The following is a 23,635-nucleotide window of genomic DNA, read 5'->3' as shown; positions in this document are numbered from 1 at the left end:
GCATTCATTCTATAACCGCTTAATCCCGGCGGGCGATATCGGCGAATTTCGCATCCAGAATTTTCGCCAGATCGCTCGCTGCCAGTTCGATATCCAGCCCGCGTTTGCCGCCGGAAACATAAATGGTGTCAAACGTTTGGGCAGGCGCATCGATAAGCGTCGGCAATCTTTTTTTCTGCCCCAGCGGGCTAATACCGCCTACCAGATAGCCGGTAGTGCGTTGCGCGACCATGGGATCGGCCATATCGACCTTTTTGGCACCCAATGCTTTGGCAACCTTTTTGAGATCCAGTTGACCTGCTACCGGTGTGACGGCGACCGCCAGATGCTTCATGTCGCCATTCACGGCAACCAGCAGCGTTTTGTAAACCTGGTCCGCGTTCAGACCTAACTTTCGCACCACTTCATCACCAAAGTTCGTCTCGGACGGATCGTGATCGTAGGTGTGGATCTGGAAAGAAATTTTGTTTTTTTCGAGTAATTTAACGGCGGGTGTCATAGCAATTTTCCTGGCCCAGACAAAATACGACTCAAGCATACGCCTGATGTCTGTCTAAAAAATAGTACCATCTTGCGCAATAGTATTGGCAGGATGATGACTTTGAGCGACAATCGAACTACACCGACGCTTTAAGCGCCGGGATCATAATAATGATGAAATTCCTCTTTGACGGGCCAATAGAGATATTGGCCATTTTTTTTACCGTAACATCTCCGGCAAATTTCCTTCTCCGTATAAATGCAGCGCGCCAACGGCCACGACGTAGTGACCAGCAGGCATCGCTCTGAGCCGATCGCGCCAGGCTGTGTTGCGTTGATGCATCAATACGTCATACAACGACTGGCTAAAGGTATTGGGAAGCGTCAGTTCGCTATTGTGCGGTGGCGTTTCAAGCCACCAGCCCATCATCTGCTGGAGCAGTCTGGCATTGGTATGCCAATGCGTCAGAGTATCGTCCAGCAGGGCCAGTCCGTTATCAGGCAACTGACATAACAGCTCGATTTGACTGGATGCGCCTTCCAGTTCGATTATCGGTTTATGCGCCTGTTTAGCCGCATTCAACAGTTGATAATCAATCCCGTATTCCGCTCGCAGCCCTAGCTGCTGTGCCTGCGTTGCCTGTAATACCATGGCAATTTGCCACAACGGCTGAGTAGATAACAGGGATGGGGAAATGCCCAGTTCGTTGGTGACTTTACGCAGGTTTTCTAACTGCTCCGGGCTGAGACGTTCTTCGAGTGCAGCAAAGGTCGGAAGGTTGGCAAACGGCGCGTCGTCACCGGAAACATCCGCTTCGACAATCAGCGCATCGGCATGCTTGAGCTTTTTGAGTAATTTGGCAGGCAGAGGCGCCATATCGCGGCTGCCCATGTGAATGCTGCCAATCAGATGAAAATGGCGGTTGCCGGGCAAAGAGATGTCGATGGCAGGCCAGGTATAGTGGTTGCCGCGCAGTGCAGACCATAATGCTTTTACCCGGTATAACAAATCCATACGACCTCCCTAAGTGGAGAACCATGCTAGCGCGTGGCCGGAAAAGTCGCAATGTGTGAATTGCCGGATGGCGCAGTTGATAGCGCCATCCGGTAAAGGGTTACTCTTTAGGTTTGAAGCGCAGCAGTCGGTTCGCGTTGCTTACCACGGTGATGGAAGAAAGCGCCATCGCCGCCCCGGCGACTACCGGGTTGAGCAGCGTGCCGGTGAACGGCCACAGAATCCCAGCGGCAACCGGGATGCCGATGCTGTTGTAGATAAACGCGCCGAGCAGGTTCTGTTTCATATTGCGTAGCGTTGCCCGGGAGATAGACAGCGCATCCGCAACGCCCATCAGGCTATGACGCATCAGCGTAATCGCGGCTGTTTCAATCGCCACATCGCTGCCGCCACCCATGGCGATCCCTACATCGGCCTGAGCCAGCGCAGGTGCATCGTTGATACCGTCACCGACCATGGCGACCTGACGCCCCTGGCTCTGCAGACGCTTGATCGCCTCGGCCTTACCGTCCGGCAGAACGCCCGCAATCACCTCGTCAATACCCGCCTCTTTGGCGATGGCGTTGGCGGTCGTTGGGTTGTCGCCGGTCAGCATCACCAGACGATACCCGGCGCGGTGCAGGCGCTGGAGCGCTGCCACGCTGTCGCTACGCAGTGGATCACGAACCGCTAACAGCGCCGCCGCTTTACCATCAATCGCCAACAGGACCGGAGTTGAACCCTGGGAAGCCTGAGCGGTGATTTCAGCTTCCATTTCAGTGGTATCAACCTGCTGTTCATTGAGCAGAGCCTGATTTCCCAGCAGCAACGTATGACCTTCGGTCTCTCCGCTGACGCCTAACCCGCGCAGCGTACGGAAACCGTTGACCTGCGGCAGCGAGACATCGCCTGCTTTGTCCAGAATCGCCCTGGCCAGCGGGTGGCTGGAACCCTGTTCAAGGGCGGCAGCCAGACGAATTGCCCGCGCTTCATCGGTGTTGCCAAACGTTTTGATGGCGACAACCTGCGGTTTGCCTTCAGTCAGCGTCCCGGTCTTATCAAAGACGAGAGTATCGAGCGTGCTGGCGCGCTGCAGCGCATCGGCATCGCGTACCAGTACCCCAAACTCAGCGGCACGCCCCACGCCGGAAATAATCGACATCGGCGTTGCCAGACCCAGCGCACAAGGGCAGGCGATAATCAGAACGGTGGTGGCAATGACCAGCGTATAGACAATCTGCGGTGCTGGTCCAAAGAAATACCAGATAGCCGCACTGACCAGCGCAATGGCGACCACGACCGGAACGAACACCGAGGAGATACGGTCGGCCAGTTTGCCAATTTCCGGTTTGCTGCTTTGCGCTTGACGCACCATACGAATAATGCGTGACAGCGTGGTGTGGCTGCCAACGGCGCTGGCGCGGAACAGCACGCTGCCGTCCTGTACGACCGTACCGGCGTGGACGCTATCGCCTTCACCTTTTTGCTGCGGAATAGGCTCACCGGTCAGCATCGCTTCATCCAGCCAGGCTTCGCCCTGCGTAATTTCTCCATCGACCGGCACGCGGTCGCCGGTGGTCAGGCGCAACAACATTCCCGCCTGAACGTCTGCCAGCGGCACGTTCTTTTCACCTTCGTCAGTAACGATGCGTGCGGTCGGTGGCGTCAGATCAAGCAGTTTTTCCAGCGCTTTGGACGAGCGCTGGCGAGCCCGCGCTTCCAGCATGTGTCCGAGGTTAATCAGACCAATAATCATGGCGCTGGCTTCATAATAGAGGTGTCGCGCTTCCATCGGGAACCATTGCGGCCAGAGGTTGACGCTCATGGAATAGAGCCATGCCACCCCTGTACCCAGCGCGACCAACGTATCCATAGTCGCGGTGCCGTTCATCAGGCTTTTCCACGCATTGCGGTAAAAGTGACCGCCCGCGAAAACCATCACCGCAAGCGTTGCCAGACCAATCGCCAGCCACAGGCTGCGGTTGTCATCACTCACCATCATGTTGTCGCCAATCATTCCCCATACCATGACAGGGATACCCAGCAGCAGCGCGACGGCTGCCTGCCAGCGAAAACGTTTCATGGTTGCCACGGCGGTTTCTTGCTGACGCTCGCGGCGCTTAGCATCATCTTCAATGGCTTCTGCGCCGTAGCCTGCTTTTTCCACCGCCTGCACTAAATCTGCGGCGGAGGCACTGCCCATTACCAGCGCAGTGCGTTCCGCCAGGTTTACCCGTGCCTGGGTGACACCCGGTACGCTTTGCAATGCATTTTGTACACGGGTCACACAACTGGCGCAGCTCATGCCGTTTAACAGCAACTGTTGGCTGTCATCATCAGCCGTAGCTGCCGGAAGCTCGGAAGGGACCGCTGCCAGTGCTTCCGACGGGATTGATGACTCCGTCAGCGGTTTAGCCTTTGGGTGGCTTAACTCCGCGCCGTAACCGGCTTGTTTGATGGTTTCAATCAGCGCTTCTGCGCTGGCGCTCCCGGTAACATGCGCCTCTGTCACGGAGACATCCGCTTGCTCAACATCCGGACGTTGTTCCAGACTTTCTTTAACGCGTTTTACGCAGTGACCACAGGACAGGCCGTCCAGGGTTAGATCGATTGTTTGAGACATAACCAACTCCTTCATTGCAGGTTTAACTGACTGTGATAAAGGTTAAACCTTCCAGCAAGGGGAAGGTCAAGGGTGTTTTTAGAAAAGATGAAAAAAGGGGCGAAGGGGGAAAAAAACGGGAACGTCACCTCAGAGCGTTCCCGGTCTGTTATTGATTGAGAACGATAAGCGGCGTTCGATGCTCCGGTTCATTTATGACCGTGAGATCGGCACCGTACAGCGCGTTCAGCGCCCGTTGCTTCAGGACATCCTGCGGATACCCGTTATCAACAATCCTGCCGCGTTCCATCAATACCACGCGGTCGGCATAACGCGCTGCGAGGTTGAGATCGTGCAGGACGCAGCAGACGCTAAACTGCCGTTCACGCACCAGGCGACGCAGCAGACGAAAAAGGTGCTGCTGGTGGTGAATATCCAGGGCGGAGGTAGGTTCATCGAGAAATAACCATTTGGGCCGAGGCTCGGGCTCCCAAAGCTGAACCAGCAGACGTGCCAGCTATACCCGCTGTTGTTCTCCTCCCGACAGATGCCGGTAATCGCGCGCGGCCAGCGCCTGGCAGTCGCACAACGTCATGATGTGTTCCGTTTCATCGCCCGTATTGCGCGTGCGATACGGATGCCTGCCCATGCGGATAACCTCCTGCACGCTAAACGGGAAGGCCATATGACTATTCTGGCGCATCACCGCACGGGTTTTTGCCAGCTCGGTGATTGACCACTCGTTCAGCGGCTTGCCGAATAAGCTACAGCGCCCACTGTGAGGTTGCTGATAACCCGTGAGCTGGCGTAGCAGCGTTGATTTCCCGGCGCCATTCGGGCCAAGAATCGCGATAATCTCTCCTTCAGGTAGCGTCAGGGAAACATCGTCGGTCAATCGTCTGCCCTGAATGTGGTAAACCAGATTTTCAGCAACGATCATGACACCCTCCGGCTACGCAGTATTAACCACAGAAAATACGGTCCTCCGATCAGGCTGGTTAACAGACCAACGGGCATTTCGGCAGGCTGCACCAGAGTGCGGGCCAGCGTATCGGCAATCAGGAGTAGACAGGCGCCCGCCAGCGTCGAGCAGGGAATCAACCAGCGATGATCGGCGCCGGTAGTCATTCTGATCAGATGTGGGATCACCAGGCCAATAAAACCAATTACGCCGCTGACGGAAACGGCAGCACCAACCAGTAGCGAGCTGAGCAACAGTAACTGCTGGCGCTTACGTTTGACGTTCACGCCGAGGTAATGCGCCTCTTCATCACCCAATTGCAGCAAATTAAGCGTGCCCGCCATACAGACGGTGACAGCAATGGCTGGAAGAACAAAGGTACTGGCAACCAGCAGCGTTGGCCACTGGGCCTGGCCGAGATTGCCCATCATCCACAGCGTAAGTTGACGTAGCTGTTGCTCATCGCCCACATAGCTCAGTACGCCAATAGCCGAACCGCACAAAGCATTGATAGCGATACCGGCTAACAGCAGTTGCATCATTCCGCCGTGGCTATGACGCTGGCTTATCAGGAAAATAATCGTGCAGACCACCATGCTGCCCGCGACGGCAAAAATCATCTGCTCATACAGCACCAGCACCACGGGAAACGAAAAGGGGATAACTATCGCGATACCGACCATCAGCGCGGAGCCGCTACTGACACCAAGCAGGCCAGGATCGGCCATCGGATTGCGAAAAAGTCCCTGCATAATGACCCCTGCCGTTGCCAGCGCAGCGCCTACCAGAACGGCCAGCAACACACGGGGCAAGCGGATGTTCAACCAGATGTCACGGTATTCGTCGTTGAACAGCGCGCTGAAGCTAATGTTCAGCGCCCCCTGGCTGGCTCCGAAGAGCATCAGAGCGACCAACAACAGAGAAAGACCCGTCAGAATGCTGACGGAAGAAAGCGAGTCCTTAAGCACGCAACGCTCCATAACGTCTTTGCGGCGCGAAGTTCCCGCGCCGCGAGGGGTTTACGCGGGTTTCAGTCCTGGCTCAACCAAACTGTAAATCTGGTTATTGAGTGACGGGGCTGTAGCCAGTTCGTGAATGTGCCTTGCAACATCTGCACGCATCACAAAACCATGGCACTCCTCGGCCTGTATCCGTTGCGCCTGACCTGTGGCTGCACCGTTCAGCAAACCGCCGGGGCGGAGAATGGCGTAGTCCAGTTGACTGGTTTGTAGCCAGCTTTCAGCCAACGATTTTTCGCGTACCGCCTGACCAAATGCGGCCCTGGCGCGTGGGGACAAAAAGGGCCAACTGTCGCCACAGCCAAGCGAAGTCACCAGAATCATGCGTTTGATCTCCGCTTTTTCTGCTTCATCAATGACGGTTCTGTGCGCCAGATAATCCTGGGCACCGCCCATGGAGGAGATCACCGTGGCATGTTGACCCGCTGCGCGACAGGCACAGGCGGTGACCTGGCTGTCGCAGGCGTCGCCAATGAAGACCTGCACACCTTTTTCCTGCAACCCGGCAGCGACCTGCGCGTTGCGAACGACGGCAATCACCGGACGTTGTTCCGCCAGTGCGAGTGCCAGTGTTTTCGCGCCGACGCCGCTACCACCTGCACCAAAAATGAGCCATGGAGCCATCAGGCATGTTCCTTTAAGGATGAAGACAGCGCGTGAAAGGCGCTGACCTGGTCGGCCAGTAGCTGACGATGCTCATCCCGACCGAGGAAAATTTTGAACATAGCGCTACCCGCCTGGTTAAAGAAGAGAATGGACGCGGTGTCCATGCCCATAAATTTGCGTTCAATCAGGGCGATATGTGTGCAGTTTTCTGCCTTGATATGACCGGTCATGCCTTTTTTGCCGCGCAGGTTGAAGTAACCGTGGCGGTGGAATCCGGAAGGTAATTCACCGGTGAATTCCAGAATGACATCAGCAGTATGGACCAGGGTGGTGACTTTGCCCCATTCGCTGACGGTTTCCCAGACGGTATCAAATTGATCGCCGGAAACCAGCGTCGGGGAGGGGAGGTTTTTCACCACCTCCAGCAGCGTGGTGTTGTACTGGGCTGCGATAGCTTCCAGCGTACCGTCCGGCTCAGTTTTCAAAAAATCCTGTAAAGAGACATGGCTCATACTTCACTCCTTTTATGGTTGCTCTACCGCAATACGCGGCGTGTTAAGTGTTTGAATCAGTTCATCAAGAGACTGCAAAATATTGCTCGCCCAAAAACGCCCTTCATTGGTCAGGCGTACACAGGTGCTGGCATCTCGCGTCAGTCCTGCGTGATGCCACTGGGTCAGTAGCGGGGTCAGTTTTTGTGCATGAGGTGTCAGTTCATCCAGCGGGACGCGGGCCGTTTCAATACCGGCCTGGAGGGTGTGTCGCCACTGGAAACCACGCTCGGCGGTGCGCATCATCATCATGAGCGGTTTTTTTCCGGCGGCGATGGATTCATGCCATGTGGTCAGATTGCGCTCGACCATCCAGGAATAGCCATTGACTGACCCTCCTGCGCCAGAGCCGAATGCCAGACAGTCTGCGCCCTGTTTAATCAGCAGGTTGTACAGATTGCGTTCCCGTGTGGTGCGCGCCCAGTGGCTGTTGCTGATGCAGCGCCAGCCCGCGCTGTCCATAAAATCGCAGCCCTGAAGATAGAGGTCGCGACGTTCGGCAGGAGAGGGAACCGTTGTGCGCCCGGTTTCAACCGCTTTGCCAAGCGGTGTATTAGGGAGCAGGTTCAGCGCATAAAGATCTACGCCGTCGAGGCCGATGTCGCGGGCAATCGCCAGATCCTCGCTCCACACCTTTGCGTCTTGTCCTGGCAGACCAAACAGCAGATCGCAGACCACGGCGGCTCGATCCCGTTTTACCAACCCCTGCATAAAGGCCATCGCGGTCGGGCCGTCCGAAGTGCGCGCCATTTTCTTGCGGATCCGGCTGTTAAATGACTGAATGCCGATCGAAAATCGATTGGCGCCAGCGTCAAGGCAGGCATCTATTCGCGCATCGTCAAAATTGAGTACCCGCCCCTCAATGGTGATTTCGCAGTCCGGCGCCAGCGGTAGCTTGTCACGTAGTGCGGTGATGATTCTGGCCAGATCCCGTGCCGACAGCGCAGACGGTGTACCGCCGCCAAAATAGACGGCGTGAATCGGGGCCGACTGATGCAATGCGCTATCGGCTTCCATCTCTATTTCGCGTAATAGCGCGTTGGTGTAGCGGGCGCAGTGATCCTCTTCAAAGCGGTTTTGATAAAAACCGCAGAAAGTACAATGTGTTGCGCAGAAAGGGATATGCAAGTACACCAACCGTTTCCGCGGTGGGGTTGGCTGGCTGATGACCTCCTGCCAGGTTTGTGACAATAGCTCTTTGGCAACCGGGATCGCCCCACGCCAGGGCATCGTGGCGCGGCGATCCTTAAATGGCTGACTTCCCTCGAGCGCAAAATGCGCGGTGAGATCCAGCGAGTGTTCAGTTTTCATTGTTCTTTATAAATCCAGTTAGTGAGGCCAGAATTGCTGGTGCAGGGCTTCAACCGCATCGGCGACGCGCGGCCCCATACCCAGAATCAGCGCCTGGTCAATCGCCACAATGCGCTGGTTTTTCCAGGCCGCAGTGTGGGTAATCCCGGCAATCGCGCTCAGACGAGCCAGACCGCCATCCACCATTTGCGACGTCACCACGATCACCTCTGGGTTGGCGGCGATCAGCGATTCCGCGCTGTAGCTTTTATACTGCGCATGGGTGGCGACATTTTGTGCGCCTGCGAGGGTCATAATGGCATCGGCAACGCTGCCTTTTCCGGCGACCTGTGGCGCGCTGCCGCCAGCGGAGAGAATGAACATGGCTTTGACCGGCGCGTTTTTCGCTGCCACGCTGTGCTGAACGCGATCCAGACGTTGACGTATGCGATCGATCAACGTCTCACCTTGTTCGGGAATGCGCAGGGTTTGAGCCAGTTCCCGAATGTTGGCGTACATCTGTTCGACGGTGGCCGGTACGCGTGGCAACGTCACGACGTTAACTTTTTGCGCCCGCAACTGATCCAACACGATTTGAGGGCCAGCATCCTGCCAGGTGATAAAGCTGTCCGGATGCAGCGATAAAATGCCCTCGCTGCTTAACTGCTTCCAGTAGCCGATATGCGGGAGTGCGGCAGTTTCGGGTGGATACGAGGTGGTTTCATCAACGCCGACCACCCGGTTGCCGATGCCCATGGCGTATATCAGTTCGCTAAGAGAGCCGCCCGCCACCACCAGGCGGTCGGCGGACTGGGCACTGAAAACGCAGGCGAGGCTCAGTAAGCCAATCAAGAGTTTTTTCATCGTCAGAAATTCCACGCAAATCCAACGGCGGCATTGAAACCAGCGTCTGGAATAGATTCATGCGCGGTTCTGTAACGCTTGTCGGTCAGGTTGTTGAGCGCGAGGTTGACCTGATACTGATCCTGCGGACCGAACTCGGTGTTGAATGCAAGGTTAAGCGTGGCCCAGCCTGGGTAGTTGATTTCCTTGGTGCCGGTATTATCTTTGGCGCTGGACGCCGCGCGGATAAAGACATCGGACGTCAGGTTAGCGGCGTTCATCAACCAGGTATGTTTCAGGCCGACGCGCCCGGTCAGAGTGGGTTCGCCGGTATCCCAGGTTTTAAGGGTATTGCCTTCGTACTGACGGCGAATGAGATTACCGCTCAGGTAAGGTGAAACTGCCCAGCCGTTGTATTCTGCGGTGAGTTCCATGCCCCAGGTTTTGGCCCGATCGATGTTGTCGTAGTAGTAATAGCCGCCCCGTGAAGAGGTGGTATTACCGCTGCATACGGGTTGACCTGAACAGGCCAGGCTGGCGATATAGTCTTTGGCTTCGGAGTAATAAATGGCGCCGTCAATCAGCCACATATTCCCTTTATACCGTGCACCCAGCTCATAGTTATTCGAGTGTTCCGCCTTCAGGTTTGGATTGCCGTAGGTTACGCTGCCGCCTGCGGACGTCTGCATAAACAGCTGAGTCAGCGTGGGGAAGACATAGCCTTGGGCATATGCAGCCCGAAGTTCAAGATCTTTAAAACCGGAATAGCGTAGGCTGGTTGAGGTCACCAGTTCATCATCGTGAACGGAATTTCCTCCGGTGGATTGCCAGGTGCTGCCGCTGCTTTGCAGGGTTTGCGTATCGTTGCGCTTGAGCTTCGAAGACAGCCAGTACTGGCGTGCGCCTACGGTCCACGTCCAGTCATCGGCAAAGCGCCAGTCGTTTTGCGCGAACAATGAGGTGTTGCTTTGCTCCGCTTCGTTGTATGACAGGGTACGTGTTTGCGTATCGAAGAAGCCGGTAGCTGCGGTCTGGCGCGTACTGCCGTCCGTGTCCTGTTTTATTTTGTCATGCTGATATTGAGTGCCAATCACCAGCTCGTTGTTAGCAGGCAGGGAGAAGTTGCTCTGTAGCGTTACCCCTTGGGTATACTGTTTGTCGTTGGTATTGGTCTGATTGCTGACCGTCAGCGCTTTAATCATCGGGCTGGGGATAACCTGGGTCGTTTTGACCCGGTTTTCAAATTTGCGCTCTATTGTCTGGCTGTATGCGTCAACATGGATGTTCTTCAGGTAATCCCCATCGGCCGCGTAGTCGTAGAAAAGACCGATTTTCTCGCGTTCGAGCTTAGGTATTTTGACGCTAAAGTCGTCGAACTGGCCCTCTGGATCGTCAAACCAGGTTTGAGTAGACAGTTTGTAACGATCGAGGGAGAGCCCAATTTTGTGGCGATCGAAGTTGTAACCCAGCCATACGCCCTGGCCATTATTACGGAAGTTGGTGTTGGGCAATCTTCCGTCAGGCGTATCGCGGTCCCCCTGGTCGGAATAGCTGCCATTGATGCGGTAGTCAAAGTTTCCGATGCTGCCCCAGGCCGCTGCCGACTCTTCCCATCCTGCCGTTGCGGAGTTATAAACAGCCTTAACGCTGCCGCCGAGAGGCTTATCACCGCCTTTTTTGGTAATAAAGTTTACGACACCGCCAATCGCCTGCGAACCGTAGAGGACAGAATAAGGGCCTTTGACCACTTCAATCCGTTCCAGCGCGGATTCGTCAATCAGCAAACCGGCTCCGTAGTTTTGTCCGGCACGTTGGTAACTGACGACCTGGCCGTCGATCAAAATCAGCACCCGCGAAGACGCTTCGCCACGGATACGAATTTGTTTCCGCCCTGCGAGGGCGTTATCGGTGACTTCGACGCCGGGAATATCTTGTAAATCATCAGCAATAGAAACGCTGGTGGAGTTTTGCAGCGTCTGGCGATCGATAACCTGGATGGTTGCTGGGCTATCCCAAAGGCTACTTTCTGTGCGGTTAGCCGTGACGATAACCGTGTCTTCGTCAGACGTAGAAGCGTGTGTTGGAGAGGTAGCTGCAAAAGCGGCGCCGGACATGCATAATGTCAGGGCTGAAAGAATAAATGGCCTTTGGTTATTCCGTGGCAACATAAGAGAACCTTTATTGAATGTAAATGATCATCATTATCATTCGCGTTTATATATAAAATTGTTTCCCTTTGTTCAAGATGAAAGATGTAGAACCAATATATCTTTTGATTTGAGTCAATTTCGTGCAGTCATTAAATGCATAAATGTGATCTGAATCGGATATAACAATGTGAATTAAAAGGATTTGTGCATTGCGGTGAGGGTGGAAAATGTGCAGGGTTCTCGGGTCAATCATTAGGACAATCTGGGCTATAATGGGCTCAGTACCAACAAGATCCGCGGGGGAAATGTGAATATTAGCGATGTTGCGAAAAGAACCGGTTTGACCAGCAAAGCGATACGCTTTTATGAAGAAAAAGGCTTAGTGACGCCGCCGCTGCGTAGCGAAAATGGCTATCGCACATACAACCAACAGCATCTGAATGAACTTACGCTGCTGCGCCAGGCACGCCAGGTGGGTTTTAATCTCGAAGAGTGCGGCGAACTGGTGAATCTGTTTAACGATCCGGCGCGTCATAGCGCAGATGTGAAAAAGCGTACCTTAGAAAAGGTCGCGGACATTGAGCGGCATATCAGCGAGCTGCAGGCCATGCGCTTGCATTTGCTGGCACTGGCGGAGAGTTGCCCTGGCGATGACAGCGCCGAATGCCCGATCATTGATAACCTCTCCGGCTGCTGCCACCATAAAGCGAAGGCTTAACGGCGAGGGGGATTAAGCATAAATACCACCGTGCCGCGGTACCACGGGGATTTCTCAAGCTGCGCTTCAGCCTGCGGGTCCCGGCTACCGTTTTGCACCAGCCCCAGCTTAAACGGAATGCGCAGACGACTGAGTGCGGGCAGATACGCCTGATAATTCGTTACCGTATGACGGCCCTGATAGCTCTGGACCACCAGTTCATCGACCGCCAGCGCATTCAGCGTGGCGACGTCGCCCGTTTTTGCCCAATCCAGCAGTCCAGTCACGCCAAGTGCAAACTCGGCCGGTAACTGTTGGCGTAATTGCTGCAGAAAGCGGGCGTAATCGGCAAGCTGATGGGTCGCCGCGTCAAAATCAACCTGCAGGCCGAGCACATGATTCCCGGCGGTCTGCCAGCGTTGCATCAATCTTATGATGCGAGCCGGGATCGCCTCCGGTACGTCGAGCGTGGTAAAGCGCACGGTCAGCCAGATCGAGGGAAAAGACAGGCGGCTGACCGGCAGCCCGAGACGCTGGAAAACCACGTTACCCGAACGAACCAGCACCTCACCCTGATGCAGATAGACCGTTTGCGCGTCTTTCAGTTCGTCACTGGCCTTCACGCCGGACCACAGCCAGAAGGCCGGATGCTCACGGGCGGCGACGATATCCGCCGCCTGCGGCTGGCCTGTCAGCAGCGCGGTTACCAGTAGTATTTGAGTTTTTGCGCCCACGGACTTCCCGGATACTGCGTTTTCAGTTGGGTGAACCAGCCTTTACGCTGCAGTTTATCCACTTCCTCACCGCCGCACTCGTTAGAGCCTGACGGCGCATAGCACATGATGGCGCGATACAGCGCGAAGCTCTTGTCTTCAACCTCTGCTTTCGGCGAAGTGATCACCTGCTGATAGTAGCGTTGCCTGTCGAACTGACCGAACGGCTCCTTGCGCGATATTGCTGATTCAAGAACGTCGTTGCCAGCACTGTTTTTCCACAAATCGACGTGGGTTTGCGTGGTGCGGAAGAATTCGCCTAAGCAGTTCAGCGCGTGGGCATCATCCGCTTTTTTGCTCAATACCGTTACCGTTTCATTGAGGCTGCGACAGGTGTAACCGCGCTCGGCAGCGTCGCCGTTCCAGTCGAAAATACTCAGATTAACGTCATCAAACGCGTCGCCAATAACCGGCGGAGTAATGGCGCTGGCCAGTTTTCTGTCATTCAACCAGTCGCCAAAGCGGTTTTCGGTAAGATCGCGTACCAGCAGCGTATGCAGGGCGATGGTACGCTCTTCATTGTTAGGTCCATGGACGGCCTGCTGGCGCAGCAGTTCAGGCGAGGCCTTTGTTTTCAGTATCTGCGAGCGAAAACGCAGGTTGGTTACTGCGCTTTCTGGGGCAAATACCGCCGCTACGTCGCCGCTATAAACCAGCGTTGCGGCGAGCTTAGCCTGTACATACTGCTGCTGTTCGTTGTCCTGGCTGAGTTTTAGCAACTGCAGCCAGAAATCACGCGCCGCGCTCCAGTTCTTCTGGCCCATCAGCGCTTCGCCGTACAGCACTTGTTCGCTGAAGGCGAGGGTATCGTGAATGGCGAGTTTCTGCGCTGGCGTAACTGCCTGAATAATCGCCGCGTAGCTCTCCGTCGCCAGCCACAGATTCAGTTGCAGATCGCGCCATAGCGGTAGTTTTTGGCTCTGCTCAAACACCGGTTTGCTGGCATCGAGCTGCGCCTGGGTCAGCGTGGGTTTACTGTTGTTATCCAGACGCAGCGCGCGCAGTAGTTCGATATAGCTGACAAGCGGCGCATCGGGGAATGCTTCCACCACGGACTGTTCGTAGAACGCCATACCGTAGACATTATCGTATTCGATGACAATTTCACGCAGTTGCCGAGCGTCAGCCGACTGCTGGAGCGTCTGCTCATACAACCCGGCCAGCTGCGGCCACGCCTGTAAATACCAGTTTATGCGACGCAGCATACCGCGCGCGGAGTCGGCATACAGGCCTTGCGGGAAGCGTTGCAGGTAGGCTTGTGCCTGCGTCTGAGCCTGAGTCGCGTCCTCGCGGTTAATTTTTGCAATATCAAAATCGCCGTACTCGCCTACGCTGTTCTGGCTGCTCTTGTTCAACGCCGCACGCATCAGCATGTATTGCGCGGTCTCTGCCAGCCACGGGCGCTCACTTTTGGCAAGCTGAGTGAAATCCCGTTCGGCGCTGGCATAATCACCGGCATAGAAACTGGCAGCTGCGGCCAGATAATTTTTATAGGACTGAGCCGGTGAATCAGCCGGGAGGGTGGCAAGTGAAGACTCAATTTGCTCGCGGGTTGCCCCGGATAGCAGCCCCGTACGCGCCTGGGCTAAGGCCTGGCGCTGTTCCGCTGTTAACGTCGAGTCGGCCAGCAGTGCGGCAAAAAATGCGCTGACGCTCTCGGTGTTATTCGAAACATGACGGTTCTCAAGCTCAGCGTCGTTGACGTTTATTTCGTCTGCGCTAATGTTCAGTTCGGCCATCTGTCGGGAGAGTGGGCTGTCTGCGGCGGATGCCGGAGCAGCGGCTGGCTGTGAGGTTGCCTCATCCCATTGCGGGTGATAGGCAAAATAGAAATCCCGGGAGCGGGTGATATCCGCTGGCATTGATTGCACCGGCAGAGCAAATGATTTTTCCTGGCTCAGCAGCCGCAGCAGGTTGTCGCGGCTGTCGTTTTCAGGGTTAAAGGTTGGCGTGCCTTTCAGCAGGCAGCTGTCGTCGCTCCATTTGCAGTCTTCCATATCGAAAGAGGCGAATGCCTGCGGGGCGGCGGTCAGTAATGTGCAAAGGGCAAAGGCAAGGGGTGTCTTCCTGACCATAGTCTTATTTCCTGTCTTTTTAATGTGATACCGCTTTAATAATCAGGGTTATCCCTTCAACGGCAATGACTTCAACCTGCGTACCGGCGCTCAAATCGTCGCTGGCGCTAACGGGCCAGGAACTGTCGCCGACGCGCATGTGTCCGCGACCATTGACCAGGGCGGTTTCCAGAATAAATCGTCGGCCAACCAGCTGCTGTCCGCGCTGGTTAAGATGGCTGTCGGCGGGTTTCTGCTCCTGAACGCGCCTTGCCAGCCATTTCCACCACAGCCACGCCGCCAGCAGGGTGAGGGCGGCGAACATCGCCCCCTGCCACGGCCAGTCTAGCGGAACGAGCCAGACGACCAGACCGGTAATCACCGCTGCAACGCCGCTCCACAGCAGATAGCCGTTGCCGCCCAGCATCTCGGCGGCGAGTAGCAAACCGCCGAGGCTGAGCCAGAAGATGTGCGGGTGCACCAGAATCATCGCTATCATGATTTTTTCCGCTCGCTGGCGCTGTCCTTAACCAGTTCGGCGATCCCGGCAATAGAGCCCATCAGGCTGCTGGCATCCAGCGGCATCATCACCACTTTGCTGTTATTCGAGGAGCCGATATGCTGCAGCGCTTCGGTGTATTTCTGTGCCACGAAGTAGTTCACTGCCTGAATATCCCCAGCAGCAATGGCCTCAGACACCATCTGCGTTGCGCGAGCTTCGGCTTCTGCTGAACGTTCACGCGCTTCAGCCTGTAAAAACGCGGACTGGCGTTCACCTTCCGCTTTAAGGATCTTCGACTGTTTCTCACCTTCGGCCTTGACGATTTCTGCCTGACGGATCCCTTCGGCCTCAAGAATGTAGGCGCGCTTGGTACGTTCGGCTTTCATCTGCGCGTTCATCGCGTCGATAAGTTCTGCCGGAGGACGCACGTCGCGGATCTCGATACGGGTGATTTTGATGCCCCAGGGATTCGTGGCTTCATCAACAATATGCAGCAGGCGCGTGTTGATGTTGTCGCGTTGGGAAAGCATTTCATCGAGTTCCATCGAACCGAGAACGGTACGAATGTTGGTCATGGTCAGGTTGATAATCGCCAGTTCCAGGTTGCTGACTTCATAGGCCGCTTTCGGCGCGTCGATCACCTGAATAAAGCACACGGCATCAATTGCGACGTTGGCGTTATCTTTGGAGATGACTTCCTGAGAAGGGATATCAAGCACCTGTTCCATCATGTTGATCTTACGACCAATGCGGTCCATGAACGGCACAACAAGGCTTAAACCCGGTTGCAGGGTTTTGGTGTAACGGCCAAAACGCTCTACCGTCCACTGATATCCCTGCGGGACGATTTTGACGCCAGCGCCGACGATCACCAGCGCGACAAAAATAAGAATAGGAATAAAAATGAGCATTGATGAAACCTCCTGTTGTGCTGTCCTTTACTGCCTCATTAATCAAATTATACCCGATTTATCAAGGTGGGCTCCCTTATAATAAATTACAGGGATAGACTGTCTGCACGAAAGATGTAAAAAAGGAATGGGTAATGGAAGAAAGCAGTATTTTGCTTCAGTTAAAAAATGTCGCATGGCAGGCAGGGGAGACGCAGGTTCTCAATAACATCAGTTTTGATCTCCGCGCCGGAGAATTTAAGCTGATTACCGGCCAGTCCGGCTGTGGGAAAAGTACGTTACTCAAGATTGTGGCGTCATTAATGAGTCCGACTGCCGGTGAAATTCTCTTTGAAGGCAAGGAGATCAATACCCTCAAGCCGGAAACGTATCGCCAGCAGGTCTCCTATTGTGCGCAAACGCCTGCTTTATTTGGTGACACCGTTTACGACAACCTCATTTTCCCCTGGCAAATCCGTAACAAACGTCCGGAGCCGGATGCGTTTCTGAGCGATCTGGCCCATTTTGATCTCCCCGAGACGATCCTCAAAAAAAGCATCAATGAGCTGTCCGGTGGCGAGAAGCAGCGCGTCTCGCTAATTCGTAATTTGCAGTTTCTGCCCAAAATTCTGCTGCTTGATGAAATCACCAGCGCGCTGGATGAGGCTAATAAACGTAATGTGAACGAATTAATTCACCACTATGTTCGCGATAAGAATATTGCGGTGCTGTGGGTGACGCACGACAAAGATGAAATTACGCATGCGGATAATGTCATAACCCTTCAACCGCACGCCGGAGAAATGCAGGAAGCACGCAATGAACGAGCATAATATTACCAATGAGTCCCTGGCATTAGCGATGATGCTGGTGGTGGTGGCGATCCTGATTAGCCACAAAGAAAAACTGGCGCTGGAGAAAGATATTCTCTGGAGCGTTTGCCGGGCAGTGGTTCAGCTGATTATCGTCGGCTATGTGCTGAAATATATTTTTGGCGTTAACCACAGTATTCTGACCTTACTGATGGTGCTGTTTATCTGCTTTAACGCGGCTTATAACGCACAAAAGCGCAGTAAATATATTGATAAAGCTTTCCTCTCGTCGTTTATCGCTATCACGGTGGGGGCGGGGCTAACGCTTTCGGTGCTGGTTTTGTCTGGCTCTATCGAGTTCACGCCGATGCAGGTCATCCCGATCTCCGGCATGATTGCAGGCAATGCGATGGTGGCAGTGGGGCTGTGTTACAACAATCTGGGACAGCGGTTTAACAGCGAACAGCAGCAAATTCAGGAAAAACTTAGCCTCGGCGCGACGCCGAAAGTGGCCTCTGCGCCGCTGATTCGCGACAGCATTCGCGCCTCGCTGATCCCAACGATCGACTCTGCAAAAACGGTAGGGCTGGTGAGTTTACCGGGGATGATGTCCGGGTTGATCTTCGCGGGTATTGATCCAGTAAAAGCGATTAAGTATCAGATTATGGTGACGTTTATGCTGCTTTCTACCGCCAGCCTGTCGACCATTATTGCCTGCTACCTGACCTATCGGAAGTTCTATAATTCGCGCCACCAATTAGTCGTAACGAATTTGAAGAAGACGTGATGTGATGCCGTAGGGATCGGTATTGGTAGAATTTGTATGCCCGATAAGCGCAAGCGCCATCGGGCAAAATCAAACGGATTAGTACAACAGTGCGTACAGTTGGCGGCGGTATTTTGAGGCCAGCGCATCGCCGGTTCCGAGTGCGGCAAGGATCTCCTGGAAGGTCTTACGTGCCTGACCGTCGGCAGCAGTGAGATCTTTCTTCAGGTGGCTGAACAGCAGTTCCAGTGATTCCTCGTTACGTCCGACCTGATGTAACTGGATGGCTAGTTGAGTTGCCAGCACCGCATCCTGCGGATTGCTGGCGACTTGCTGCTGCAGTTGTTGGATTTCCGGCGTATCCGCCGCCTGCTTCAGCAGTTCTATCTGCGCCACCAGTCCCTGATAGCGGGTGTCCTGATCCTGCAACGGAATGGTTTTCAGCACCGCTTCGGCATCGTCAGAACGATTGAGGGCGATTTGCGTTTCCGCCAGCAGCAGGCCAATTTCGCTGCTTTGGTTGGAGATCTGCCAGGCTTCTTTCAGCAGCGGCAGTGCATCCGCGTGATTACCGGCTTCGATGAATTCGATAGCCTGACGCGCTTTCAGCTCTTCTTCGCTCGGCAACACTTTTTCCAGCAGCGCGCGGATAACCTCTTCCGGCTGCGGGCCCTGGAATCCGTCTACTGGCTGACCGTTCTGGAACAGATAAACCGTAGGGATGGCGCGCAGGCCAAACTGAGAAGCGATCATCTGCTCGGCGTCGCAGTCGAGCTTGGCGAGAATAAACTGACCGTTGTACTGGGCGGCAAGGCTCTCCAGTACCGGCGTCAATTGCAGGCAGTGCTGGCTGCGCTCAGACCAAAAATAGAACAGGACCGGCGTGGTCATCGACTGTTCAAGGGTCTTCTGCAGGTTCGATTCGTTAATGTTAACAATATTCTGTGTGGACATGGAGTTACTCTCTTTTGTCGATTTCTTGTTACATGGGGGCTGACGCGCGTGCTTCAACTCAACCCTGTAAAATTTTGTCCATTATGCGGCCTGGCAAGAGGCGTTTAAGTAGCATCACTGCCCAGGTCACCAGCGTAACCGGATAACGTAGCTTTGGTTTATCGCTCTCAAATGCATGACGTACTTTGGCGACAACCGCTTCTGGTCCCAGCGTAAAACGCGCGGCAATGCCGGGGTTCTCGACGGGCTTATCGCTCTGGGTCTGGTTGACGTTTTCGGTAAAGCGGGTACGGATGGGGCCGGGCTCAATCAGGCTGACCTTAATGCCGCTGTGGCGCAGTTCCATACGCAGCGCGTCGGACCAGGCTTCCAGCGCATATTTACTGGCGGCATAGGCGCCGCGTCCCGGCGTTGAGATCAATCCCATCACCGATGAAGTCATCACGATACGCCCTTCGCCGTGAGGGAGCATAGCGGGCAACAGGCGCATGGTAAGCTGATGTGCGCCAAAGAAGTTGGCGGAAAATTGCTGTTCCATCTGTTCACGGCTGATGGTGGGCAGGGGACCATAGACACCGTATCCGGCGTTGTTAAAGATCCCATATAAACGATTATCGGTCAGGGCGATCACTTCATCGGCGGCACGATCCACGCTTTCGGGTGAATCCAGATCCAGCAATACGCCAGTGAATCCCATACTGTTCATACGCGCGACATCGTCAGGTTTGCGACAGCCTGCCAGAATTTGAAAACCCTGACGCTTTAGTTCAAGCGCGCTTTCCAGACCGATTCCGCTGGAACATCCTGTTATTAAGACCGATTTTTGCATAACTTTACCTGTCAGGATCTCCGTTGTTTTATGAGTCGTGATTTACTAGAGGAGTGAGATGTTGCGCCATCCAGTCGGCAATAAACGGCTGAGCGTCACGGTTAGGATGAATACCATCATCCTGCATCCACTGGGGTTTCAGATAAACCTCTTCCATAAAAAATGGCAGCAGAGGAATATCAAACTCTTTGGCGAGTTTTGGATAAATCGCGCTAAAGGTTTCATTATAACGGCGACCATAATTTGCTGGCAGACGAATTTGCATCAGCAGCGGTTCGGCATTTGCCGCTTTCACATCCTGCAGAATCGTGCGCAGGGTTTGTTCGGTTTGCGCAGGCGCAAATCCGCGCAGGCCATCGTTACCGCCAAGTTCGACCAGCACCCAGCGCGGCTGGTGCTGCTTGAGTAATGCAGGCAGACGGGCCAGACCTTGCTGCGAGGTGTCGCCGCTAATGCTGGCATTCACGACTGGCGTTTTGGTTTGCCATTTATCATTAAGTAGCGCAGGCCACGCGGCGCTGGCGGACATACGGTATCCGGCGCTCAGGCTGTCACCCAGAATTAATAACGTGTCCGCAGCGGCGGCGCGGAAAGTTAACAGGACCAGGAACAGGAAAGGCCAATGCCAGCGGAAAACATTGTTGAAGTTCATCATCTTAAGAAATCCGTCGGTCAGGGTGATCAAGAGCTATCCATCCTTACCGGAGTTGAACTGGTTGTCAAACGCGCCGAGACCATTGCGTTGATTGGCGAGTCGGGATCGGGGAAATCCACGCTGCTGGCGATCCTCGCCGGGCTGGACGATGGCTCCAGCGGTGAAGTCAGCCTGGTGGGGCAGGCGCTGCACGCCATGGACGAAGAAGCCCGGGCGCAGCTGCGGGCGCGACACGTCGGTTTTGTCTTCCAGTCATTCATGTTAATTCCAACCCTCAACGCGCTGGAAAACGTCGAACTGCCCGCGCTGCTACGCGGCGAAAATAGCGGAAAAAGTCGTGACGGGGCAAAAACGCTGCTGGAGCAACTGGGGTTGGGAAAACGCCTTGATCATCTTCCGGCCCAGCTTTCCGGCGGGGAGCAGCAACGCGTAGCGCTGGCACGGGCGTTTAACGGACGGCCTGATGTGCTGTTTGCCGATGAACCAACGGGCAATCTGGACCGCCAGACCGGAGACAAAATCGCCGACCTGCTGTTTTCTCTGAACCGGGAACACGGTACCACCCTGATTCTGGTGACCCATGACCCGCAGTTGGCGGCGCGTTGCGATAGGCGTTTACGCCTGGTGAACGGACAGTTGCAGGAGGAGGCATGATTGCACGCTGGTTCTGGCGCGAATGGCGCTCGCCTTCATTACTGATTGTCTGGCTGGCGTTAAGCCTGGCGGTGGCCTGTGTACTGGCGCTTGGCAATATCAGCGATCGCATGGAAAAAGGGTTGAGCCAGCAAAGTCGTGAGTTTATGGCGGGCGATCGGTCGCTGCAAAGTTCGCGCGCCGTACCGAAAGCGTGGATTGACGAGGCGCGACAGCGTGGTCTGAAGGTGGGTGAACAGCTCACCTTTGCCACCATGACCTTTGCCCGGGATACGCCGCAACTGGCGAACGTCAAAGCAGTGGATGATGTGTATCCGATGTACGGCACGCTGCAAACCAATCCGCCGGGGCTGAAACCGCAGCCGGGCTCAGTGCTGTTAGCCCCGCGTCTGATGGCGCTACTCAACTTAAAAATCGGTGATTCCATCGACGTTGGCGATGCCACCCTGCGCATCGCCGGAGAAGTGGTGCAGGAACCGGATTCCGGTTTTAATCCCTTCCAGATAGCGCCGCGCCTGATGATGAACATGGCGGATGTCGAAAAAACGGCGGCGGTCCAGCCGGGAAGCCGTGTGACCTGGCGCTATAAATTTGGTGGTACGCCACAGCAACTGGAAGCCTATGAAAAATGGCTGCTTCCGCAGTTAAAGCCAGAACAGCGTTGGTATGGGCTGGAGCAGGATGAAGGGGCGTTGGGGAAATCACTGGAGCGTTCGCAACAGTTCCTGCTGCTGTCGGCACTGTTAACGCTACTGCTGGCGGTTGCTGCCGTTGCCGTGGCGATGAATCATTACTGTCGCAGTCGTTACGATTTGGTGGCGATATTAAAAACGCTCGGCGCGGGCAGGGCGCAGCTGCGCAAGCTGATTATCGGCCAGTGGCTGATGGTGCTGACGCTTTCTGGCATGACCGGCGGGCTGTTCGGGCTGTTATTTGAGCGGGTGCTGGTGGTATTACTGAAGCCAGTTCTGCCCGGTGAGCTGCCGCCCGCCAGCCTGTGGCCGTGGCTGTGGGCACTCGGTACGATGACCGTCATTTCTCTGCTGGTGGGGCTACGCCCTTATCGCTTGCTGCTGGCGACGCAGCCGCTGCGGGTACTGCGTCGCGACGTGGTGGCAAACGTCTGGCCGCTTAAGGTCTATCTGCCCGTAGCAACGATAGTTGTGGTTGCGCTGCTGGCCGGATTGATGGGCGGAAGTATGCTGCTGTGGGCGGTACTGGCCGGGGCTGTGGTGCTGGCGCTGCTGTGCGGTGTGTTGGGCTGGATGTTGCTTAACCTGCTGCGTGGTCTGACGCTGACCTCGCTGCCGCTGCGTTTGGCGGTCAGCCGGCTGTTGCGCCAGCCGTGGTCAACGCTGAGTCAACTGTCGGCATTTTCGCTGTCCTTTATGCTGCTGGCGCTGTTGCTGGTGCTGCGCGGCGATCTCCTCGACCGCTGGCAGCAGCAAATGCCGCCGGAAAGTCCAAACTATTTTCTGATCAACATTGCCACTGAGCAGGTGGCTCCGCTGAAGGCTTTCCTTGCTGAGCATCAGGTGATCCCGGAGTCGTTCTACCCGATAGTGCGGGCCCGTCTGACGGCGATCAATGAGAAATCGACCGAAGGCAATCAGGATGAAGCGCTGAACCGCGAGCTTAATCTGACCTGGCAGGATACCCGCCCGGATCATAACCCGATCGTTGCCGGGAGCTGGCCGCCAAAAGCGGGCGAAGTGTCGATGGAAGAGGGGCTGGCGAAACGACTGAGCGTTAAGCTTGGCGATCGGGTGACCTTTATGGGGGATACCCAGGATTTCAGCGCTACGGTCAGCAGTCTGCGCAAAGTGGACTGGGAAAGCCTGCGACCAAACTTTTTCTTTATCTTCCCTTCCGGCGCGCTGGATGCTCAGCCACAAAGCTGGTTAACCAGCTTTCGCTGGGAGAACGGCAACGGCATGCTGACGCAGCTTAACCGCGAATTCCCGACTATCAGCCTGCTGGATATTGGTGCCATTCTCAAACAGGTGAGTCAGGTGCTGGAGCAGGTGAGCCGCGCGCTGGAGGTGATGGTAGTGCTGGTCACCGCTTGCGGTATGTTGCTGCTATTGGCGCAGGTGCAGGTCGGGATGCGTCAGCGTCATCAGGAACTGGTGGTCTGGCGCACGCTGGGAGCGGGTAAGAAGTTGCTGCGTACCACGCTGTGGTGCGAGTTCGCGATGCTCGGGATGGTCGCCGGACTGGTGGCGGCCATCGGGGCGGAAACTGCGCTGGCGGTGCTGCAAACCCGCGTGTTTGATTTCCCCTGGGAGCCAGACTGGCGGCTGTGGGTTGTGTTGCCGCTTTGTGGGGCATTGCTGCTCTCTCTCTGCGGCGGATGGCTCGGTTCACGTCTTCTTAAAGGCAAAGCGCTGTTCCGTCAGTTCAGCAGTTAATTCATATTCGTGATGATTACGCACCGGTTTTTTTAAATCGGTGCGTTTTTTTATCTATGTAGCACAAAATGATAACTCATTGATATTTAACAGCACAGAACAATAAAAACCCGACAACACGAGTGTATTAATAAACGTTAAT

21 protein-coding genes and 1 pseudogene are annotated in these 23,635 nt (G+C 55.2%); 5 read left to right on the top strand and 17 right to left on the bottom strand.

Annotation, left to right across the window (positions count from 1 at the left end; translation table 11 throughout):
* Nucleotides 1-19: 19 nt before the first annotated feature.
* The 10 genes and pseudogenes from ybaK to OGV57_RS15070 form a co-directional block, all read right to left on the bottom strand.
* Nucleotides 20-499 (bottom strand): Cys-tRNA(Pro)/Cys-tRNA(Cys) deacylase YbaK, encoded by a 480-nt coding sequence (gene ybaK / locus OGV57_RS15115; RefSeq protein ID WP_003021794.1) that lies wholly within the window; start codon nucleotides 497-499, stop codon nucleotides 20-22.
* A 201-nt stretch (nucleotides 500-700) separates the two neighbouring features.
* A complete protein-coding gene (locus OGV57_RS15110) occupies nucleotides 701-1,495 on the bottom strand; it encodes a TraB/GumN family protein (RefSeq protein ID WP_003847525.1) in 795 nt (264 codons plus the stop codon).
* Nucleotides 1,496-1,595: 100 nt separating this feature from the next.
* Complete coding sequence (gene copA, locus OGV57_RS15105; RefSeq protein ID WP_054528156.1) at nucleotides 1,596-4,097, bottom strand: copper-exporting P-type ATPase CopA; 2,502 nt, start codon at nucleotides 4,095-4,097, stop codon at nucleotides 1,596-1,598.
* 148 nt (nucleotides 4,098-4,245) lie between these two features.
* A pseudogene (locus OGV57_RS15100) lies at nucleotides 4,246-5,016 on the bottom strand (heme ABC transporter ATP-binding protein).
* Nucleotides 5,013-6,005, bottom strand: a complete 993-nt coding sequence (locus OGV57_RS15095) for a FecCD family ABC transporter permease (protein WP_003021806.1) — start codon at nucleotides 6,003-6,005, stop codon at nucleotides 5,013-5,015. Before OGV57_RS15095 ends, OGV57_RS15100 begins: the two are co-directional and overlap by 4 nt.
* A 51-nt stretch (nucleotides 6,006-6,056) precedes the next feature.
* Nucleotides 6,057-6,680, bottom strand: coding sequence for an anaerobilin reductase (gene chuY / locus OGV57_RS15090; protein ID WP_003021809.1), 624 nt, complete (start codon nucleotides 6,678-6,680; stop codon nucleotides 6,057-6,059).
* Nucleotides 6,680-7,174 (bottom strand): heme utilization cystosolic carrier protein HutX, encoded by a 495-nt coding sequence (gene hutX / locus OGV57_RS15085; RefSeq protein ID WP_003021812.1) that lies wholly within the window; start codon nucleotides 7,172-7,174, stop codon nucleotides 6,680-6,682. The genes chuY and hutX overlap by 1 nt, the downstream gene beginning before the upstream one ends.
* Before the next feature lie 12 nt (nucleotides 7,175-7,186).
* A complete protein-coding gene (hutW, locus tag OGV57_RS15080) occupies nucleotides 7,187-8,524 on the bottom strand; it encodes a heme anaerobic degradation radical SAM methyltransferase ChuW/HutW (protein WP_032948719.1) in 1,338 nt (445 codons plus the stop codon).
* Between the two features lie 18 nt (nucleotides 8,525-8,542).
* Complete coding sequence (locus OGV57_RS15075; protein WP_054528158.1) at nucleotides 8,543-9,367, bottom strand: heme/hemin ABC transporter substrate-binding protein; 825 nt, start codon at nucleotides 9,365-9,367, stop codon at nucleotides 8,543-8,545.
* Between the two features lie 2 nt (nucleotides 9,368-9,369).
* A complete protein-coding gene (locus OGV57_RS15070) occupies nucleotides 9,370-11,514 on the bottom strand; it encodes a TonB-dependent receptor plug domain-containing protein (protein ID WP_003847512.1) in 2,145 nt (714 codons plus the stop codon).
* A 289-nt stretch (nucleotides 11,515-11,803) separates the two neighbouring features.
* Between OGV57_RS15070 and cueR the strand changes: the two genes are divergently transcribed.
* Entirely contained in the window at nucleotides 11,804-12,214 is a 411-nt protein-coding gene (gene cueR, locus OGV57_RS15065; protein WP_003021822.1) for a Cu(I)-responsive transcriptional regulator, read from the top strand.
* On the opposite strand, the gene OGV57_RS15060 is transcribed toward cueR, so the two are convergent.
* The 4 genes from OGV57_RS15060 to OGV57_RS15045 are packed head-to-tail and all read right to left on the bottom strand — an operon-like array spanning nucleotide 12,211 to nucleotide 16,433.
* Nucleotides 12,211-12,927 (bottom strand): DUF3142 domain-containing protein, encoded by a 717-nt coding sequence (locus tag OGV57_RS15060; protein ID WP_003835804.1) that lies wholly within the window; start codon nucleotides 12,925-12,927, stop codon nucleotides 12,211-12,213. The genes cueR and OGV57_RS15060 overlap by 4 nt on opposite strands.
* Nucleotides 12,897-15,041, bottom strand: coding sequence for a PA5441 family protein (locus OGV57_RS15055; RefSeq protein WP_054528159.1), 2,145 nt, complete (start codon nucleotides 15,039-15,041; stop codon nucleotides 12,897-12,899). Before OGV57_RS15055 ends, OGV57_RS15060 begins: the two co-directional genes overlap by 31 nt.
* Nucleotides 15,042-15,060: 19 nt before the next feature.
* Complete coding sequence (locus tag OGV57_RS15050) at nucleotides 15,061-15,519, bottom strand: NfeD family protein (protein ID WP_048233207.1); 459 nt, start codon at nucleotides 15,517-15,519, stop codon at nucleotides 15,061-15,063.
* A complete protein-coding gene (locus OGV57_RS15045) occupies nucleotides 15,516-16,433 on the bottom strand; it encodes an SPFH domain-containing protein (RefSeq protein WP_003021835.1) in 918 nt (305 codons plus the stop codon). Before OGV57_RS15045 ends, OGV57_RS15050 begins: the two co-directional genes overlap by 4 nt.
* 134 nt (nucleotides 16,434-16,567) lie before the next feature.
* Between OGV57_RS15045 and fetA the strand changes: the two genes are divergently transcribed.
* The gene (gene fetA / locus OGV57_RS15040) at nucleotides 16,568-17,245 is read left to right on the top strand and encodes an iron efflux ABC transporter ATP-binding subunit FetA (RefSeq protein WP_003021838.1); all 678 of its coding nucleotides are present in this window, start codon (nucleotides 16,568-16,570) and stop codon (nucleotides 17,243-17,245) included.
* Nucleotides 17,232-18,011, top strand: coding sequence for an iron efflux ABC transporter permease subunit FetB (fetB, locus tag OGV57_RS15035; RefSeq protein WP_054528160.1), 780 nt, complete (start codon nucleotides 17,232-17,234; stop codon nucleotides 18,009-18,011). The genes fetA and fetB overlap by 14 nt, the downstream gene beginning before the upstream one ends.
* A 78-nt stretch (nucleotides 18,012-18,089) precedes the next feature.
* Here fetB and OGV57_RS15030 read toward each other — a convergent pair whose 3' ends face one another.
* Genes OGV57_RS15030 through tesA form a run of 3 tightly spaced genes read right to left on the bottom strand, consistent with a single transcriptional unit; the run spans nucleotide 18,090 to nucleotide 20,425 of the window.
* A complete protein-coding gene (locus tag OGV57_RS15030; RefSeq protein WP_054528161.1) occupies nucleotides 18,090-18,944 on the bottom strand; it encodes a co-chaperone YbbN in 855 nt (284 codons plus the stop codon).
* A 58-nt stretch (nucleotides 18,945-19,002) separates the two neighbouring features.
* On the bottom strand, nucleotides 19,003-19,773 hold the full coding sequence (locus OGV57_RS15025; RefSeq protein ID WP_003021847.1) for an SDR family oxidoreductase: 771 nt from the start codon (nucleotides 19,771-19,773) through the stop codon (nucleotides 19,003-19,005).
* Nucleotides 19,774-19,801: 28 nt separating this feature from the next.
* On the bottom strand, nucleotides 19,802-20,425 hold the full coding sequence (gene tesA, locus OGV57_RS15020; RefSeq protein WP_032932667.1) for a multifunctional acyl-CoA thioesterase I/protease I/lysophospholipase L1: 624 nt from the start codon (nucleotides 20,423-20,425) through the stop codon (nucleotides 19,802-19,804).
* On the opposite strand from tesA, the gene ybbA reads away from it, so the two are divergent.
* The gene (gene ybbA, locus OGV57_RS15015; protein WP_044699413.1) at nucleotides 20,396-21,082 is read left to right on the top strand and encodes a putative ABC transporter ATP-binding protein YbbA; all 687 of its coding nucleotides are present in this window, start codon (nucleotides 20,396-20,398) and stop codon (nucleotides 21,080-21,082) included. The genes tesA and ybbA overlap by 30 nt on opposite strands.
* Nucleotides 21,079-23,493, top strand: a complete 2,415-nt coding sequence (gene ybbP, locus OGV57_RS15010; RefSeq protein ID WP_016149727.1) for a putative ABC transporter permease subunit YbbP — start codon at nucleotides 21,079-21,081, stop codon at nucleotides 23,491-23,493. Before ybbA ends, ybbP begins: the two co-directional genes overlap by 4 nt.
* Nucleotides 23,494-23,635: the final 142 nt, after the last annotated feature.

Source organism: Citrobacter sp. Cf087, from assembly GCF_030334285.1.
GTDB lineage: Bacteria > Pseudomonadota > Gammaproteobacteria > Enterobacterales > Enterobacteriaceae > Citrobacter > Citrobacter freundii.
The sequence above is the reverse complement of the archived record's forward strand: the minus strand, read 5'-3'. Positions and strand labels throughout refer to the sequence as shown.